The sequence below is a fragment of the Streptomyces sp. NPDC059003 genome, assembly GCF_042740445.1.
GTDB lineage: Bacteria > Actinomycetota > Actinomycetes > Streptomycetales > Streptomycetaceae > Streptomyces.
The window spans coordinates 32,715-49,947 of record NZ_JBHYJH010000042.1 but is presented as its reverse complement, the minus strand read 5'-3'; the positions used below and the strand labels follow the sequence as shown (position 1 = coordinate 49,947).

Sequence of the window (17,233 nt, the reverse complement as noted above, 5' to 3'; positions counted from 1 at the left end):
CGGGTTCTTCCTCGGTGCGTCAGGTCGTGTCACGGGGCTGCCGGAGTCGTGCTGACGGTGTCGGCCACCGTGCTGTCGGCGGTGTCGGCCGTCGTGTTGGTGACGGTGCCGGTCACCGTGTTGTTGAGGGTCTCGGCCACTGCGTCCACCTGCGGTGCCCGCACGATGTCGTAGTGCGTGGTGTCGAGGTGGCGGCAGGCGCCGAGCTCCGGCAGCCACTCCCGCCACAGGCGCTCCTGGCGGTCCGGCGAGCCGAGGGCGGGCAGCCCGGCCACCGGGCGGGTGGCGAGCCACACCCAGGCGGGTGTCCCCGTGATCCGGGGCAGCTCGTGGCCCGCCAGGGCGGTCAGGTTGGCCCGGCAGCAGCGGGCGAGGCGTTCGGCGTACGCCGCCGCTTCCGCGCCGCCCTGGCCCAGCTCGTGCGCGAAGACCGCCTCGATCTGCGTCTCGTCGTACGCCCGGAAGCGGGGCGCGGCGTCGGGCGGCGGCGGGTCGAGCAGATAGAGCACCGCCGCAGGGCGCCCCGCCGCCTCCGCCTCGGCCGCCATGGCATGGGCCACCCAGGCGCCGAACGACCAGCCCGCGACGCGGTGGCGCCACGCGTCACCCGGGAAGCGGGCCTGCAGCGCCGCGTAGTAGTGGCGGGCCCGCTCGGCGAGCGACCACGACGGCAGGTCGGACCGCTTCAGGGCGGGATCGGCGATCAGGCACACCGTGAAGCGCGGATCGAGCGCCGACACCAGCGCGCGGTACGCCTGGATGTCGCCGCCGACCGGATGGACCAGGCACACCACGTCACGCCCGGTGCCCTCCTGCCAGACCTCCAGGCCGACCTGACCGGTGTCGTCGGCCGCCGCGGGCGCGGTGACGTGGGACAGGATCTCGCTGACGCTGGCCCGGTGGCTCAGCTGGGACAGGTCGAGGATGATGCCGTACTGCTCCTCCACCTTGGCGATCACGTCGAGCAGGGTCAGCGAATCGGCCCCGTGGTCGTACAGCGAGGCGTCGGGGTCGAGCTCGTCGAGGCCCAGCAGGTCGCCCACCCAGGCGGTGAGTTCCCCGGCGGTCGCGGCGCCCGTGCCGGTCTCCGTGGCGGTGCCTGCCGGGGGTGTCTGCTGCGGTGCGTCGCCCGACGCCGCGTAGAAGCAGCGCGCCCGCTCGATGTCGGTGGTGGAGACGAGGACGTGCGGCAGCTGGACCTGGAGCGCGCTCGCGAACAGGCGCTTGCCCTCCTTCACGGCGAGGCCGACCGCGAGGTGCGCCTGGTGGCGGGCGTCCGTCCGGAGCGCGTCGCGCGCCATGCCGGTCTCGCTCCAGATGTCCCAGCCGACGCCGATCCGCAGCGTGGCCTCGGCGGGGCCCGACCGGTGCCGGGCGAAGCCGTCGAGGAGGCCGTTCGCGGCGGCGTAGTCGAACTGGCCGACGCCGCCGAACAGCGCGGACATCGACGAGCAGTACACCGCGAAGGCCGGTGCGTACGCCTCGACGAGCCGCTCGACGAGCAGGGCGCCGCGCAGCTTGGCCGCCGTCACCTGCCGCATCGCGGTGCCGTCGCGCCGGGCGACGAGACCGCCGCCCGCGACGCCCGCGGCGTGCACGACGCCGTCGACGCGGTCGGTGAGCCCGTCGATCCCGGCGAGCACCGCGTCGGGATCCGCCACGGTCAGGTCGGCCTCGATCAGCTCGACGCGGTCCGCCCACTCCGCCAGGTCGGCGGGGAGCCGCCCGTGCCGGGACAGCAGGACGACGCGGCAGCCGTCGGACTGGGCGAGGAGCCAGGCCGCGACGGCGGAGCCGATGCCGCCGGTGCCGCCGAGGATCACATACGTGCCCGGCCCCGCGGGCAGGGCGGAGGGCGCCGTCAGGGCGGGCGCGGGCACCGGGAGCAGCGCCTGGCGCCACCAGTAGCCCTGCCGCAGGGCGAGCCGCCGCGGCAGCGCGGTGTCGGCCTCGGCTCCGGGCCCGGTGCCGGTGCCCGCGTCGGCTTCCGTCGCGGCGAGCAGGGCCGCCACGGCCGGTGCCCAGTCGGCCGGGTCGCCGGTGGGCAGGTCGAGCCAGCGGCCGTCGACGCCGCACTCCTGCGGCGCGACCTCCGTGGCCCCGGCGAGCAGCCCCAACTCCGGCCGCCGCACATCGCCTTCGACGGGCTGCGCGGCGTACGAGAGCCACCAGGGCCGCAGCCGCACCGACTGCGGAAGGTCGGCCGCCGCCTGGAGCAGTGCGGCCGGGGTGTCCAGGCAGGCCCAGCGGGCCCGCTCCAGGGAGTCGTCGCCCACCGGCCCGTCGACTCCGAGGGGCAGCGCGTGCAGCCAGTCGATGCCGGGTGCGCCGGTGCCGGCCAGCGCGTCCAGGAGGAGCCGCAGGGAGCCGGGGTCGGCCGGGTCCACCTCGTAGGCGTCGTCGGCGAGGCGGGCGAAGGCGGCGGCCGGGACGGCCCGGACCACGCGCTCGTACGCCGTCTCGAAGGCGGCAAGGGCGGGCGGCGGCAGCGGCTCGGCCGTCAGGACGACGAGGAGCCCCGACGTCCGTGCGCCGGTGGTGGCGCGGCTGTGCCGCACCCAGTGCGGCTGGTGCAGCCAGTCGGCCTCGGGCAGCCGCTGCGGCAGGCCGTCGGGGGCGGACCCGGCGGGGGTGGACTCGACGGGGGTGGCGCGCTCGAAGTCGTACTCCGTGAGCGCGAAGGCCGGGGGCGGGAAGTCCCAGGGCGCCTGCGCCGGGCCGTCCGGCCAGTGGACCGCCCGGCCGGACAGCCAGGCGTCGGCGAGCTCGGCGGGCGTCCGGCCCTCGGCGCGGATGGCCTCCGCGTCCGAAGCCGCGTCGACCTCGACCCCCGACACCGTGCGCAGCCACGCCACCGCGGCCGTCACGTCGGCGCAGACGGCCGCCGCCCGCAGGCGGCGCGCGGGCCGCCCGGCCTGGAGGTGGCGAAGGACCCGGCCGTACGACTCGGGCCGGGCCTGGAGGTGGTCGGCGATGCGGGCGGCGTCGGCGCGCAGGGCGGCCGAGCTGCTGCTGGAGAGCACCAGGCAGGGGGTGTACGGCAGTTCGGGCTCCGGCGCGTCGTCGGGCGCTTCGAGGACCAGATGCGCGTTGGTGCCGCCGATGCCGAAGCTGCTCACCGCCGCGACGCGCGGCCGGCCGTCGGGCCAGGGGAGGGCCGCGGTCGGGATGTGGAAGGGCGCGATGTCCGGGCCGAGCCGGGGATTGAGCCGGTGGAAGTCGACGTTGGGCGGGATCACGCCGTGGTGCACCGCGAGCGCGGCGCGCACCAGGCCGACCACGCCCGCCGCGGCGCCCAGGTGGCCGATCTGGCTCTTCACCGACGTCAGGGCGCAGCGGTCGGCCCCGTCCAGGTCGAAGGCCTGGCGCAGCGCCCCGACCTCGATCGGGTCGCCCAGCTGGGTGCCGGTGCCGTGGGCCTCGACATAGCCGAGGTCGGCGCCGGTGCGGCCGCTGCGGCGCAGCGCGGCGCGGATCACCTCGCGCTGTCCCGCGAGGGAAGGTGCGCTGTAACTCATCTTGCCGGAGCCGTCGTTGTTGAGGGCCGAGCCCGTGATGACCGCGTACACGGTGTCGCCGTCACGCCGTGCGAGCCGCAGCGGCTTGAGCACGACCACGCCGACGCCGCTGCCGCCGATGGTGCCGCTGGCGTCGTCGCTGAACGGGCGGCAGTGCCCGTCCTTGGAGAAGATGTGCTGCGGACGGTAGGCGTAGCCGTCGGTCAGGAGCGGGTCGACGAGCACGCCGCCGGCCAGCATCACCTCGGCGTCGCCCTGCCGCAGCAGACCGGCCGCCACATGGACGGCCACCAGCGAACTGGCGCAGGCCGCCTGGACGGTGAACGCGGGACCCGTCAGGTCGAGGTGGTAGGCGACCTTGGTGGTGAGGAAGTCCTTGTCGTGGTGGAGCGCCATCTGGAAGCCGTCGGGCAGCAGCGCCGGGTCGGCCTCGCGCAGCAGGGACTGGAAGTAGGTGTTCTCGCCGCACGAGGCGACGAGGCCGACGCGCCGCGCCGCCGGGTCGGAGATCCCGGCGTGCGCGAGGGCCTGCACGGAACTCATCAGCAGATGGCGCTGCTGCGGGTCCATCAGGCGCGCTTCCTGGCGGCTGATGCCGAAGTGCTCGGGGTCGAAGCCGAGCAGCCCCGTCATCTGGCTGCGCGCGCCGACGAGTCCGTCGGCGGCGTCGAAGTGCTCCATGCCGCGGCGGCCCGTCCGCACCAGGTCCCAGAAGGCGCCCAGGTCGTCGGCGCCGGGCAGGCGCACGGCCATGCCGACGACGGCGATCGGCTCGTCCGCGGGAGTCGGCTTGTCCGCGGGGGGCGGCTCGTGCGCAGGAGTCGGCTCGTGCGCCGGAGCGGCCGCGGGCAGGTCCCGCCGACGGTCCTCGGCCCGCGGCGTCGCCCCTCGCCCGTCCAGGAACCCGGCGAGGCCGCGCACGGTGACGTGCTCGAACAGGTCGGGGATGGTGAAGCTCAGCTCGGGCTCGGCCGTGCAGCGCAGCTGGAAGCGCATCAGGTCGAGGCTGGTCGCACCGGCGTCGAAGAAGCGCTCGTCGGGCCCGATCGGCCGCCCCACGACGGCCTCGAACAGCTCGGTGAGCCGGGCCTCGCGGGCCGAGAGGACCGGGCCCGCCGCGGCCCGCGACCGCAGCTCTACGCCGGGCGCGGCCAGCGCGGCACGGCGGTCCAGCTTCCCGCTCGGCGTGAGCGGAAGCCGGTCGACGTGCCGGAAGCGGTCGACGCGCACGTACGGCGGAAGCAGCGGCGCCAGATGGCGCGTCAGGTCGTCGGGTGACGGCAACGCGCCCGTGGCGTCGGAGAGCTGCAGGCAGGCGACCAGGCGGTCGCCGTCCCGTGCGACCACGGCCTGGACGACGTCCGGGTGCTGGAGCAGCGCCGCCTCGACCTGGCCCAGTTCGAGCCGGTGGCCGCTCAGCTTGATCTGCTGGTCGTCGCGGCCCAGGTAGTGCAGGAGGCCGTCGTGGTCGAAGCGGGCCAGGTCGCCGCTGCGGTAGAAGGTGCCGAGGCCCGCCAGGTCGACGAAGCGCCGCGCGTTCAGGGCCGCGTCGCCCAGGTAGCAGGGCGCGGCCATCGGCCCGCCGATCAGCAGGTGGCCGGGACGGCCCGGCGGCACGGGCTCGTCGGCGTCGTCGACCACGCGCAGCCAGGCGCCGGTCACCGGGCGGCCGATGGCGGGCCGCTCCGGCCAGGCCGCCGGGTCGCCCTCCAGGCACAGGGCGCTGACCACATGCGTCTCGGTCGGGCCGTAGTGGTTGAAGAGACGGGCGCCGGGAAGACCGGCGAACCAGCGGCGGATCGCGTCGGTGCACAGCAACTGCTCGCCCGCGGTGATCACTTCACGCAGGCGCGAGGGGAAGCGGCCGAGCCTGACTCCGTGCTCCGCGAGGAGCTGGAGCGCCACGTACGGCAGGAACAGCCGCTCGACCCCGGCCGTTTCGAGCCGGTCGAGGAGCGCCGCCGCGTCCTGGCGCAGGCCGGGTCGGACGAGATGCAGCAGACCACCGCCGCACAGCGTGCCGAAGATCTCCTGGAAGGACACGTCGAAGGACAGCATAGAGAACTGCTGGGTGACCGCGGGCGCCGCGAGGCCGCCGGACTCCCGCTGCCACCGCAGCAGATTGCACAGCGTGCGGTCGGGCACCTGCACGCCCTTGGGGGTGCCGGTGGAGCCGGAGGTGAACAGCGTGTACAGCGGCCGCCGTCCGTCGTGCGGCGGCAGATCGGGGACCGCGCCGGGCGCCTGATCGGCCGGCATGACGAGGTGGCGCGGCAGCCCGTCCGGGGCGAGCGCGTCGAGCTCGGCCACGCCGTCCGGGGACACCAGGACGCACAGCGGCTCGACCTGGGCCAGGATCTGCCGCAGCAGCGCGGGCGGGTAGGACGGGTCGAGCGGCACGATGGTCAGGTTGAGCCGGGCCAGGGCGAGCAGCGCCACCACGTGCTCGGCGGAGGGCTGGAGGTACAGCGCGACGTGGGCGGGGCCCTGCGGCAGCGGGTGGGCCGCGCGCAGCTCGGCCGCCAACGCGGCGGCTTGCGCGTCGAGTTCGGCGTACGTCAGGGACCGGTCGTCCGCCTGCACGGCCGGTGCGTCGGGGGTGCGGCGGACCTGGCGGGCGAAGCCCTCGGCGACCGTCGCGAAGTCCGGCGGGACCGGGGTGGTGCGGCCCGGCTCCGGCAGGGAGCGCCGGTACGGGGCGGCCAGCTCGGCGAGGGTGACATCGTTGCCGTCGGCCAGCTGTGCCAGGGCGCGCCGGGACAGCTCGTCGAGCGCGGCGACCTCGGCGGCGTCGAAGTGCCGGGTGTCGTACTCCCACAGGCAGTCGAGGTGCGCGCCGCGCTCGATCACCGACAGGGTCAGCGGGCACTTGGCCCCGGCCGGCGCCGGCCACTCGGGGCGGGCGTCGCAGCCGGGCAGCGCGAGCGCGCCGAAGTCCGTGTTCTCCAGGACGAAAAGGAAGTCGAACGGGCCGCCGTCGGCGCGCGATCCCCGGTCGGCCAGGACGTCGGCGAGCGCCACGTCCTGCCGGTCCAGGGAGGCCCGCGCCGCGGCGGCGTGCCGCTCCAGCTGCGTGCGGAGCCCTTCGCGCGGCGCCAGGTCCAGGGGCAGCAGGACCGTGTTGGCGAACATGCCGACGCTGGCCTCGAAGTCCTGCACCGGGCGCCCTGCGGCGGGTCCTGCGATCCGTGGCCGGGTGCGGCCGGTCACCCCGTACAGACTCCAGGCGTAGACGCTCAGGAGCAGCTGGAAGCGGGTGAGGCCGAGGTCGGCGCAGAGCCGGTCGACGGCGGCGCGGCGGCCCGCGTCGAGCGAGGTGTGCAGCAGCCGCGCGGGGGCGCCGTCCGGTGTGTGGACCGGCTCCAGCGGCGCGTCGTCCGAGGAGTCCCACGCGCCGAAGAGCTCGTGCAGTTCGGTGCGCTGGGTGCGGTAGGCGTCGCTCGCGCACCACTGGGCCTGCCAGGCGGCGTAGTCGAGCGGGGTCGCCGCCGGAGCCTCGGACCCCGCCACCGGCTCGCCGCCCAGGGCGGCCGCGTACGTGTCCGAAAGGTCGCGGAACAGCACGTTGAGCGACCAGCCGTCGACCGCGATGTGGTGCAGGAGCAGCAGCAGATCGCCGCCGTCGGGGCGGGGCAGGAAGCACGCCCGGAACATCCGGGGCAGCGCGAGGTCGAAGGACGCGCCGAAGAACCGCTCGGCGAACGCGCCCCGGCCGTCCTCATCCGCGAGCCCGGCCTCGTCCGCCGGTCCTGCGGGCCCGGCCCACGCGTCGTGCGGCTCGACCCAGGGGTCGTACGGCGCGGCCACCACCTGCCGCAGCCCGTCGGGCGCGGCCTCGAACGCGGTGCGCAGGGCCGGGTGCCGCGCGACGAGGAGGCGCAGCGCGTGCCGCAGCGCGGCGGTGTCGACCGTGCCGGTGAGGCGGAAGACCATCGGGACGTGGTACGCGCGGGACTCGGGCTCCCGCTCCTGGAGCAGCCACAGGCGCTGCTGCTCGGACGTCGCGGGCGCGGAGCGCGCACCGGACGGCGCGGCCACCTCCGGGTAGGACGGGGCGTCGTCGCTCGTGGCGCCCTCGATCACGGCCGCCAGCTGCGCGAAGTCGCCCTGCAGGACCAGGGCCTGGGGCACCTCGCGGCCCCAGCGCCGCCGGGCCTCGAAGCGCAGCCGCAGCGCCTTCAGCGAGTCGCCGCCGCACGCGATCCAGCGGTCGCTCAGGCGCAGGTCGGCGATGCCGAGGACCTGGCCCGCCAGGTCGAGCACCTCGCGCTGCCACGGGGTGACGGCCGTGTCGTCGCCGCCGGTGCCCCGCCAGGGCGCGTCGTCGCGCCGCAGCAGCGCCGCCTTGTCGACCTTGCCGTTGGCGTTGAGCGGCAGCTCGTCGACCAGGTAGGTCCGGTGGGGGCGCATGTACGCGGGCAGGCTCGCGGCCAGGTGCCGGTCGAAGTCGTCGTACGAGAGGTCCGCGCCGAGCACCAGATGGGCGAGGAGCTCGTTGGTGCCGTGCGCGTCGCGGCGGGTGCAGACGTAGGCCTGGCGCACCGCCGGGTGGGTCACGATCTGCCGCTCGAGCTCGCCCGGTTCGATCCGGAAGCCGCGGACCTTGACCTGGCGGTCGGCCCGCTCGACGTACGCGACGCGGCCCTCGGCGTCGGCGCGCACCAGGTCGCCGGTGCGGTAGTAGCGCTCGCCGTCGCGCCAGGGCAGCGTGACGAAGCGGCGGTCGGTCTCCTCGGGGAGGTTGCGGTACCCGGCCGCCAGCGCCGCACCGGCCAGGTACAGCTCGGCCACCTCGCCGGGCTCGGCCGCCCGCGTGCCGTCGGCCACCGGCAGCGCCTCGGTGCCGGGCAGCGCCCGCCCGATCGGCACCACGTCGCCGTCGAAGTCCCGGGGGATGGGGTGGCACAGGGCGAACGTGGTGGCCTCGGTGGGGCCGTAGACGTTGTACAGCTGGGTGGTGCTCGTGGGGTTGTCGCGGTACCAGCGGCGGATCAGGCGGGCGTTGAGCTGTTCGCCGCCGGTCAGGACCCGGCCGGCCTCGGCGAAGCAGTGCGGCGCCTTGTCGACGACCGCGTTGAACAGCGCCACGGTGATGAACACGGTGTCGACGCGCAGCCGCACCAGCTCGGCCGCGAGCGCGTCCGGTGCCTGCACCGTGGCGTCGCCGAGGATCACACAGCTGCCCCCGGTGAGCAGGGGCACCCACACCTCGAAGCTGATCGCGTCGAAGGCCGGGTTGGCCAGGCAGGCGTACCGCGCGCCCTCGGGCAGGTCGATGTAGCCGGGGCGGACCAGGCGCAGGATTCCGGCGTCCCGGACCTCGACGCCCTTGGGGCGGCCGGTGCTGCCCGAGGTGTAGAAGACGAAGGAGACGGGCGCGGGGGCCGGGTCGTCCACGGGAACCGGGGTGCCGTCGAGCAGACCGGACGGGCCGGACCGTGTGGGGGAGCCGTCGAGGAGCTCGGCCACCGGCAGCGGCCGCACGCCGTCGGGCAGGCCCTCGGGTGCCGCCGCGCCGTGGACCACCGCCACGCTCGCGGAGTCGATGAGGACGTGGTCCCGCCGCTCGGGCGGGCTCTGGGCGTCGAGCGGTACGACCACCGCTCCGGCGCGCAGGATGCCGAGCATGGCGCAGACCAGCTGCCAGGAGCGCGGCAGACAGACCGCGACGGCCTCACCCGCGCGCACGCCGTGCCGGTGCAGGGCCGCGGCGACGGCGGCGCTCGCGGCGTCGAGCCTGGCGTAGTCCAGGGACAGGTCGCCGTCGACGACCGCGACGGCGTCCGGATGGCGGCGGGCCCGGTCGAGGACCGCCCGGGCGAGGCCGGGGGAGGGGGCCGACGCCTGTGGTGCGGTGTTGCTCATGCCTGCCGCTCCGATGCGGACGTGTCCGACGACGGGTGGGGGAGCTGGTCCGGCGGCGCCCGGTGGGGGAGCCGCTCCAGTTCGGACCCGATCGTCGCGGCCACCTTCAGGACCGCGGCGGACTCCAGCATCTCCCAGTGGTCGCACTCCACCGGCTCCACCAGGAAGCCGCCCTCGGCGCGACGGCGCCAGAAGTCCCGTACCTCGCGCAGGAAGGCGTCGTCCGCGCCCTTGACGGCCTGCATGAGGACCGTGCGGGCGGTCGTCGTCGGCGCGAGGTAGTCGCGCGTGGTCTGCCCGTTGTGGTTGTAGATGCGAAAGTACTGCTCGATCTGCCGGTCGTCGATGCCGGGGTACATGCCGTTGAACTTGACGAGCTTGTCGCGGAACTCGGCCATCTCCACCGGCGCGACCGCGGCCCGCAGCTCCGCGTCGTCCGTGCCCTGGGTGTCGAGGAGGACCACGCTCACGTTCCGGTGGCCGGCCGCCGCGAGACGGCGCCCCATCTCGTGGGCGACCAGACCGCCGTACGACAGGCCCGTGAGGATCAGGGGCGCGTCGCCGGGCAGCGGCTCGATGAGCTCCACATAGGACGCGGCCATCGCCTCGACGGTCGGCAGGAAGGACTCGCCGGGGTTCACGCCGGGCGACTGGATGCCGTAGACGCCGAGGGAGTCCGGCAGCGCCTTGGCCAGCGACAGATAGCAGAAGGCCGTGCCGCCCGCCGGGTGGACGCACACCACGCGCGCCCCGCCGTCGCCCGCGCGGAACTCCAGGAGATTGCTCGGCGGCGGCCCCGACGCGCCGCGGCGCAGGCGTCCGGCGAGGTCCTCGATGGTCGGGTGCTGGATGATGTCGCGGATCAGCAGGGTCTCGCCGAACTCCTCGCCGATGGCGTGGGTGAGCTTGATCGCGGAGATCGAGGTGCCGCCGATGTCGAAGAAGCTGTCGCGGATGCCGATCTCCGGCCTGAGCAGCAGGCTCCGCCATATCTGATACAGCGTCAGCTCGATGTGGTCGCGCGGCGTCGCCTGATTGACCTGCGCGGGCCGTGCGGTGCGCGCCCGCTCCAGGAGCGCCGCGCGGTCCAGCTTGCCGTTGGGCGTCTGCGGCAGCTGCGGCAGCTCCACGAAGAGCCCGGGGACCATGTGGGCCGGAAGCCGGCGCGCCAGGGCGGCCCGCCACTCGGCCGCGGGGCGCGGCGGTGCCTCGCCCACCCCGACGGCGGCCACCAGCTGCGGCTCACCGGCGCCGTCGCGGTCGACGACGACCGCCGCCTCGGCCACGCCGGGCTGGTCGAGCAGCGTCGCCTCGATCTCGCCCAGCTCGATGCGGAAGCCGCGCAGCTTGACCTGGTGGTCGCGGCGGCCCGCGTACAGGAGGTTCCCTTCGGGCAGCCAGCGGGCCAGGTCGCCGGTGCGGTACATGCGCGCGCCGGGCACGAACGGGTCGGCCACGAACCGCTCGGCGGTCAGGTCGGGGCGGCCCAGATAGCCGCGCGCCAGGCCCGCGCCCGCGATGTACAGCTCGCCCACCACGCCGAGGGGCACCGGCTCCAGGCGCTCGTCGAGGACGTACGCGCGCGTGTGGGCGACCGGCCGGCCGATCGGGGCCTGCCGCGCCAGCGGCCGGGGCGTGAGGTACGCGGTGCAGTACAGGGCGGTCTCGGTGGGGCCGTAGCCGTTGAGGACGCGCAGGCCGGGCAGGGCCCGCGTCATCCGGTGCAGGCTGTCCTCGGGCAGGGACTCCAGGCCCGTCAGGACGGAGCGCAGCGCGAGCCCGGCGAGCCGCTCGCCCGGCGCCTCGCAGATCCACTTCACATAGGCGGGCGGAAGCAGCACCGACACGATCCGGTGCTCGCGCAGCCAGCCCATCAGGACCTCGGGGTCGGTGCGCACGTCGCCCGGCACCAGATGCAGCACGCCGCCGGAGGTCAGCGGAAGCAGCAGCTCCTGGACCGAGGCGTCGAAGGCGAAGCCCGGCCACATCGCCGACGCCTCGCCGGGCGTCGCGCCGAACTCCGCGAGCCAGTAGTCGAGCAGATTGAGGATGCCGCGGTGGGTCGCGGCCACGCCCTTGGGGCGGCCGGTCGACCCCGACGTGTAGATGACGTACGCCAGGTCGTCCCGGCGGAACGCCCGGCCCGGCGCGTCCTCGCGGTGCCCCGCGGCCTCGACGGCGGTGAGCGGCAGCCAGCCCGCGTCCGGCGGGGTGGGGGCGTCGCTCAGCACCAGCAGGGCGCCGGCGTCCGTCACCATGTCCGTGAGCCGCTCCGCGGGCAGGGCCGGGTCGAGCGGCAGATAGGCGCCGCCCGCCTTGAGCACGCCCAGGATGCCGACGAGCAGGTCCACCGAGAGGCGGGTGTGCAGGCCCACCACCTGGTCGGTGCGGACACCGCGGGCGATCAGGGCGTGGGCCAGGCGGTTGGCGCGGCGCTCCAGCGTGGCGTAGTCGAGCCGTTCGCCGTCGTGGACCACGGCGACCTGACCGGGCCGCTGGCGCACCTGGGCCTCGAAGCGCTCGACGAGACCGGCCGGGGAGTGGGGCATCGCGGTGTCGTTGAAGTCCACCAGGAGCTGTCGCCGCTCCTCGTCGTCGAGGAGCGGCAGCGCGGCGGCGGGCCGGTCGGGGTCCTCGACCAGGCGCTTCAGGACGTGGTGCAGATGGCGGGCGTACCGCGCGGCCGTCCCCTCGTCGAACAGGGCGCGGGCGTAGTCGAGCGTGCCCGTGACGCGGCCGTCGGCCTCGGTCAACGACAGCGCCAGGTCGAATGCGGCGACGGAGTACGGCGATTCCAGCGGGGTCGCCTCGACGCCCGGAAGGGTCAACTCGGCGCCCGGAAGGGTCAACTCGCCTTCCTCGCCGTCCTCCCAGGCGAACATCACCTGGAACAGCGGGGTGTGCGCGAGGCTGCGGGCCGGATTGACGAGTTCGACGACCTGCTCGAAAGGCAGATCTTGATGTTTCCGTGCCGACAGCGTCACACCGCGTATCTGCGCGAGCAGTTCGGCCACCGTCGGGCCCCGGGAAAAGTCGATCCGCAACGCCAGGGCATTGACGAAGAATCCAATGAGGCCTTCGAGTTCGGGGCCGCGGCGATTCGCGGTGGGCGTGCCGATCACCACGTCGGACTGCCCCGAAAGGCGCGCGAGAACCAGGGCCCAGGCGCCGAGCAGCGTCATGAACAAGGTGCAGTCATTGCGCCGGCTGAAATCCTTGAGCGCGGCGGTCAACTCCTCGTCGATACACAGGGATACCTGTCCGCCGCGGTAATCCTGCTCGGCCGGTCGCGGCCGGTCCGCGGGCAGCTCCAGGAGCGCAGGGGCGCCCGCGAGCGCCTGCTGCCAGTAGCTGCGCTCCGCGGCCGCCGCGTCCTCGGACAGCCACTGCTGCTGCCGGGCGGCGTAGTCGGCGTACTGCACGGGGAGCGGGGGCAGCGGGTCGGGCGACCCCTCCCGGAACGCGGTGTACAGCGCGCTGACCTCGCGCATCAGGACACCCATCGACCAGTCGTCCGCCACGATGTGATGCGCCGTGAGCAGCAGTACGTGCCGTTCGGCGCCGAGCGTCACCAGGCGGCCGCGCGCCAGCGGGCCGTGCGCCAGGTCGAACGGGGCGGTGGCCTCTTCCCGCTGCATCCCGGCGAGTTGGGCCTCGGCGTCGGCCCCGCCGGTCAGGTCGACGGCCGTGAGGGGGAAGCCGGCGCCGGGCGGGTCGATCTGCTGGACGGCGGTGCCCGCCACGGCCACGAGCCGCGTCCGCAGGACCTCGTGGCGATCGACGAGCGCGTCCAGGGCCCGGCGCAGGGCCGCGCGGTCGAGGGCGCCGCGCAGCTCCACCGCCCTGGGGATGTGGTGCGCCTCGCTCGCGCCCCGCATTTGCGACAGGAACCACAGCCGCTGCTGCGCGTACGAAGCGGCGAGCGGAGCGGTGCGGTCCGCGAACGGGATGGTCACGGCTTGGCTCGGGGTGGAATGGAGGGGGAACTCGTGGTTCGCGGACACAGCTGGCTCTTCCACTCTGTGGGTGAGTTATTCACAGTGGTAACTGGAGAGGTGGCGGGAAAAGCTCAGCGGGGTGGGCCGAGTCCCAAGGAGTTCCAATATTTTCGATACGAACGTGAAGAGACAGCCGTACCGGAGATCCGATGACGGCCGTCAGGGCGATGATCGATCAGGCGTTCCAAGTCTGTCAATCCCTGGTCGCGCGATCCCTTCCGGGCACCGTCCCGAACCACCGCCGAGCGCGATGGTTTCATAGGGCAGGTAGCGCAGGTATGGGAAAGGTCATAGAACGCGGCCCCGGCATTGCCTATACCGCTCGGTACGGAAGTCCGGCCCCGGGAACCTCACGCCCTGCGCGCGTGGTACAGCTCGGCCGCGACCGCCGCCATCAGCTCGGGGTCGAGGGCGGACGCGTCGGCGAGGCGCGTCCCCGCGGTCAGCGAAGTGAGCAGCGTCTTCGTGACGCGCAAGGCCGAGGCCGGGCGGCGCAGGACCGGCTTGGCCCAGGCGATCACGGCCTCGTCGAGCGCGTCCGCGGGCACGGTCTTCTGCAGCACGGACAGCGCCTCGGCCTCGTACGCGGTGAACGCGCGGCCGGTGAGGATGAGTTCCCGCACCCGGGCGGCCCCGGCCTCGCTGATGAGGCGGGGCAGCAGGCCGCCCCACGCGGTGGGGAGGCCGAGCGCGAGCTCGGGCAGGCGGAAGGTCGCGGTGTCGGCCCCGACCCGCAGGTCGCAGGCGAGGGCGAGGGCGAGACCCGCGCCGACGGCCTTGCCGTGGACGCGGGCGATGGTCACGGCGGGGTTCGACACCAGGGCGTCGCAGACGCGGCGGGCCTTGGCCGCGGAGTCCCGGATGCCGCTGCCGGTGGGGTCCTGGGCGAGGAGGTCGCTGAACTCGCCGCGGTCCCCGCCGAGGCAGAAGTCGTCACCGGCGGCGGTGACGACCACGACCCGCACCGCCGGATCCTGGTCGCCGAGGACCGTCAGGAGGTCGTCCAGCATGGCGTCGGTGACGGCGTTGCCCTGCTCGGGGGCGTTCAGCTCGATGGTGAGGACGGCACCCTGCCGGTAGGTGCGCAGCGTCTTGAGGGTCCGGTCGGCCGGCTGGGCCGTGAGCGGCAGGGCGGTCATGAGGTCACTTTCAGGGAGGTCAGACGGCGGAAGACCATGCGGGTCGCGTAGGCCGGGGGAGCGGTGGGGCGCAGGGTGGGGAAGCGCGCGAAGAGCTGACCGAGCAGCTCGCGCGCTTCCAGGCGGGCGAGGGCGGCGCCCAGGCAGTAGTGGGCGCCGCCGCCGAAGGTGAGATGGCTGCCGCCCCGGCGGACGTCGAAGACGTGCGGCTCCGGGTTCCGGCGGGGGTCGTGGTTGGCGGCGCCGTACAGGACGTGGACGGTGGTGTCCCTGGCGATGGGCACGCCGGCGAGGACGGTGTGCTCCGCGGCGACGCGGGAGTTGAGGTGCACGGGCGGGTCGTAGCGCAGGGTCTCCTCGACCGCGTCGTCGACGAGCTCCGGCTGCCCGCGCAGCCGGGCGGCGAGGCCGGGCTCCCGGGTCAGGAACCACACGGCGTTGGTGAGCAGGGTCGCGGTCGTCTCCAAGGAGGCGATGGTGAGGAACATCGTCAGGTCGTAGAGGGCCTGGTCCGCGTCCGCGCGGGAATCGGGGTACCGCGCGTCCCAGTGGCGGATCCAGCCGCTGAGGAGATCGTCGCCGGGGCGGGCGCGCCGGTCCCGGATGAGCTGGGTGAAGTAGGCCCGCATGTCGAGGGTGGCCCGGGCGGAGATGGCGAGTTCGCTCTTGGTGGGCAGCAGTTCCTGGGCGTACACCTGGCGGTGGGTGAACTCCAGGATGTGGGCGTGGTGCTCGGCGGGGATGCCGAGCAGCTGTCCGACGGTGCGGATGGGCAGCCGGTCGCCGACGGTGGCGACGAAGTCGGCCTCGCCGTGTGCGCGCAGCTGTTCGTCGAGGTCGTCCAGGAGCCGGGATACCAGGGCGGCGATCCGGGGGCGCAGCGCTTCGAGGGTGCCGCGGTCGAAGAGGCCCCCCAGGGCGCGCCGCTGTGTCGTGTGCGCGGGCGCGTTCAGACGGGGCAGGGTCCGCGTCATCTCCCGGGTGGCGAGGGCGTGCCAGCGGTCCATGTCGCCCTGGCGCTCCTGCCAGGCGAAGTCGGGCACCAGCCAGGTCCTGCCGCGGAGGACCTGGCTGCACGCGTCGAACCCGGTGACGAAGTAGCCGCCCCAGGGAGCGGGCACCACATCACCCAGCGCACGTAACTCTTCCCAGACCGGCAGCGGGTTGGCCTGGCCGTCGTCCGAACGCAGGCGGCGAAGGAGGGAGATGACGGTTCGACGGTCGGCGGTGGTGGTGCGTATGTCGCCAACGGCGGTCACGCGAAGCTCCTTCTGGCAGGGCGCTACCGGTACCGCCGGAACCTACCCTTCCACCCTCCCTTGTCATGCACCCCTAGGTGTTGCTCCTGTCACAGCACGTGCATCAGACACGGAAGATGTCCAAAAAGCTGCTCCAGAAGCCCTTCTTGGCGGGCCCCGGGCGCGCCGACGAGGACGGGGACTGCGCGGCCGAGGACTGCGCGGCCGGGGACGGCGAGGATGCCTGTGCCGCGACGGGGGCGGTACGACCCTGGAGCGCCGCCGCCATGCGGGTCGCCGGGGTCGGCGTGAAGGCCACGGGGAGCGTGACGAGCGCGCGGTGGAACGGCCCCGGCCGCCACGCGAGGTCCTGCTCCGGCACCGCAAGGGTGATGTCGGGCAGCGCGTTCAGGAGCCGCTCGATCGCGGTGGTCGCGATGACCTGTGCCGGGTCCTTGGCGGGGCAGGCGTGCGGTCCCGCGCCCCACGCCAGGTGGGCCCCCTTGCCGTGCCCTTGGCGGGCGTCGGCGAGGACGGGGTCGTTGTTGGCCGCGGCGAAGCTGATGACGACCGGTGTCCCGGCCTGTGCGACGACGCCGCCCAGGTCGACGTCCTGGAGGGGGTAGTGGGTGGCGTAGTTGGCGATGGGCGTCTGGTTCCACAGCACGTGGTCGAGCGCTTCCTCGATCAGCATGCCGGAGGTGCGGCCCCGCGCACCGGGGGAGATCAGCAGGAGCAGGGCGTTGCCGATCAGATTGCGCTCGGGCTCGACGCCGGCGCCCATGAGCATGACGAGCTGGTCCTTGAGCTCCTCGTCGGTGAGCCCCGCCGGGTGCTGGATCAGCCAGGTGGTGACGTCGTCGCCCGGATTGCGGCGCTTGAGGGCGATCAGCTCCATGAGGCAGGCGGTGAGTTCCTCGTTGGCCCGCAGCGCGTCCTTGCCGTCGAAGATGGCCGACATGGCACTGGTGAGGGTGTCACCGATGTCCGCGGGGCAGCCGAAGAGCTTGTTGAACAGGAGCAGCGGAAGCAGCTTGGCGTAGTCGTTGAGGAGGTCGGCGCGGCCCCGCTCGCTGAACCGGTCGATGAGGTAGTCGGCGATCGGCTCGACGTCCCGGCGGATCCGGGTGATGTTGAGCCGGGCGAGGCTGTCCGTGACGGCCTTGCGCAGCCGCAGGTGCACCGCCCCGTCGGTGAACAGGCAGTTGGGCCGGTAGGCCATCATCGGCAGGACGGGGCTGTCCAGGGCGACGCGGCCCTCGGCGAGAGCCCCCCAGCGGCGGGCGTCCCGGGCGAAGAGCGTGGAGTTCTGCAGCACGCGCAGGGCCATCTGGTGGCCGACGACCAGGGTGGCGTCGACGCCGGGGGCGAGCTCGACCGGTCCGGCCGGACCGTGGGCGCGCAGCCGGTCGTAGAGCTGGTGGGGGTCGGCGGCGAACGCGGCGTCGTGCATCGGGCATCTGCCGCCGACGGGG

5 protein-coding genes are annotated in these 17,233 nt (G+C 74.3%); all 5 read right to left on the bottom strand.

Features of this window, described 5'->3' with window-relative positions:
• Positions 1–29: 29 nt before the first annotated feature.
• Positions 30–9,383, bottom strand: a complete 9,354-nt coding sequence (locus tag ACFWZ5_RS17410) for an amino acid adenylation domain-containing protein (protein ID WP_384792693.1) — start codon at positions 9,381–9,383, stop codon at positions 30–32.
• Positions 9,380–13,387, bottom strand: coding sequence for an amino acid adenylation domain-containing protein (locus ACFWZ5_RS17405; RefSeq protein WP_384890823.1), 4,008 nt, complete (start codon positions 13,385–13,387; stop codon positions 9,380–9,382). Before ACFWZ5_RS17405 ends, ACFWZ5_RS17410 begins: the two co-directional genes overlap by 4 nt.
• A gap of 344 nt (positions 13,388–13,731) precedes the next feature.
• Positions 13,732–14,520: an enoyl-CoA hydratase/isomerase family protein gene (locus ACFWZ5_RS17400; RefSeq protein WP_384792687.1), complete on the bottom strand. Its 789-nt coding sequence runs from the start codon at positions 14,518–14,520 to the stop codon at positions 13,732–13,734.
• Positions 14,517–15,779, bottom strand: a complete 1,263-nt coding sequence (locus tag ACFWZ5_RS17395) for a cytochrome P450 (protein ID WP_384792684.1) — start codon at positions 15,777–15,779, stop codon at positions 14,517–14,519. The genes ACFWZ5_RS17400 and ACFWZ5_RS17395 overlap by 4 nt, the downstream gene beginning before the upstream one ends.
• A 103-nt stretch (positions 15,780–15,882) precedes the next feature.
• Positions 15,883–17,211: a cytochrome P450 gene (locus ACFWZ5_RS17390; RefSeq protein WP_384792712.1), complete on the bottom strand. Its 1,329-nt coding sequence runs from the start codon at positions 17,209–17,211 to the stop codon at positions 15,883–15,885.
• Between the last annotated feature and the right edge of the window lie 22 nt (positions 17,212–17,233).

Coding starts and splice junctions, on each gene's coding strand:
- ACFWZ5_RS17410 (WP_384792693.1), bottom strand. CDS start 9,383: ATGAGCAACACCGCACCACAGGCGTCGGCCCCCTCCCCCGGCCTCGCC.
- ACFWZ5_RS17400 (WP_384792687.1), bottom strand. CDS start 14,520: ATGACCGCCCTGCCGCTCACGGCCCAGCCGGCCGACCGGACCCTCAAG.
- ACFWZ5_RS17390 (WP_384792712.1), bottom strand. CDS start 17,211: ATGCACGACGCCGCGTTCGCCGCCGACCCCCACCAGCTCTACGACCGG.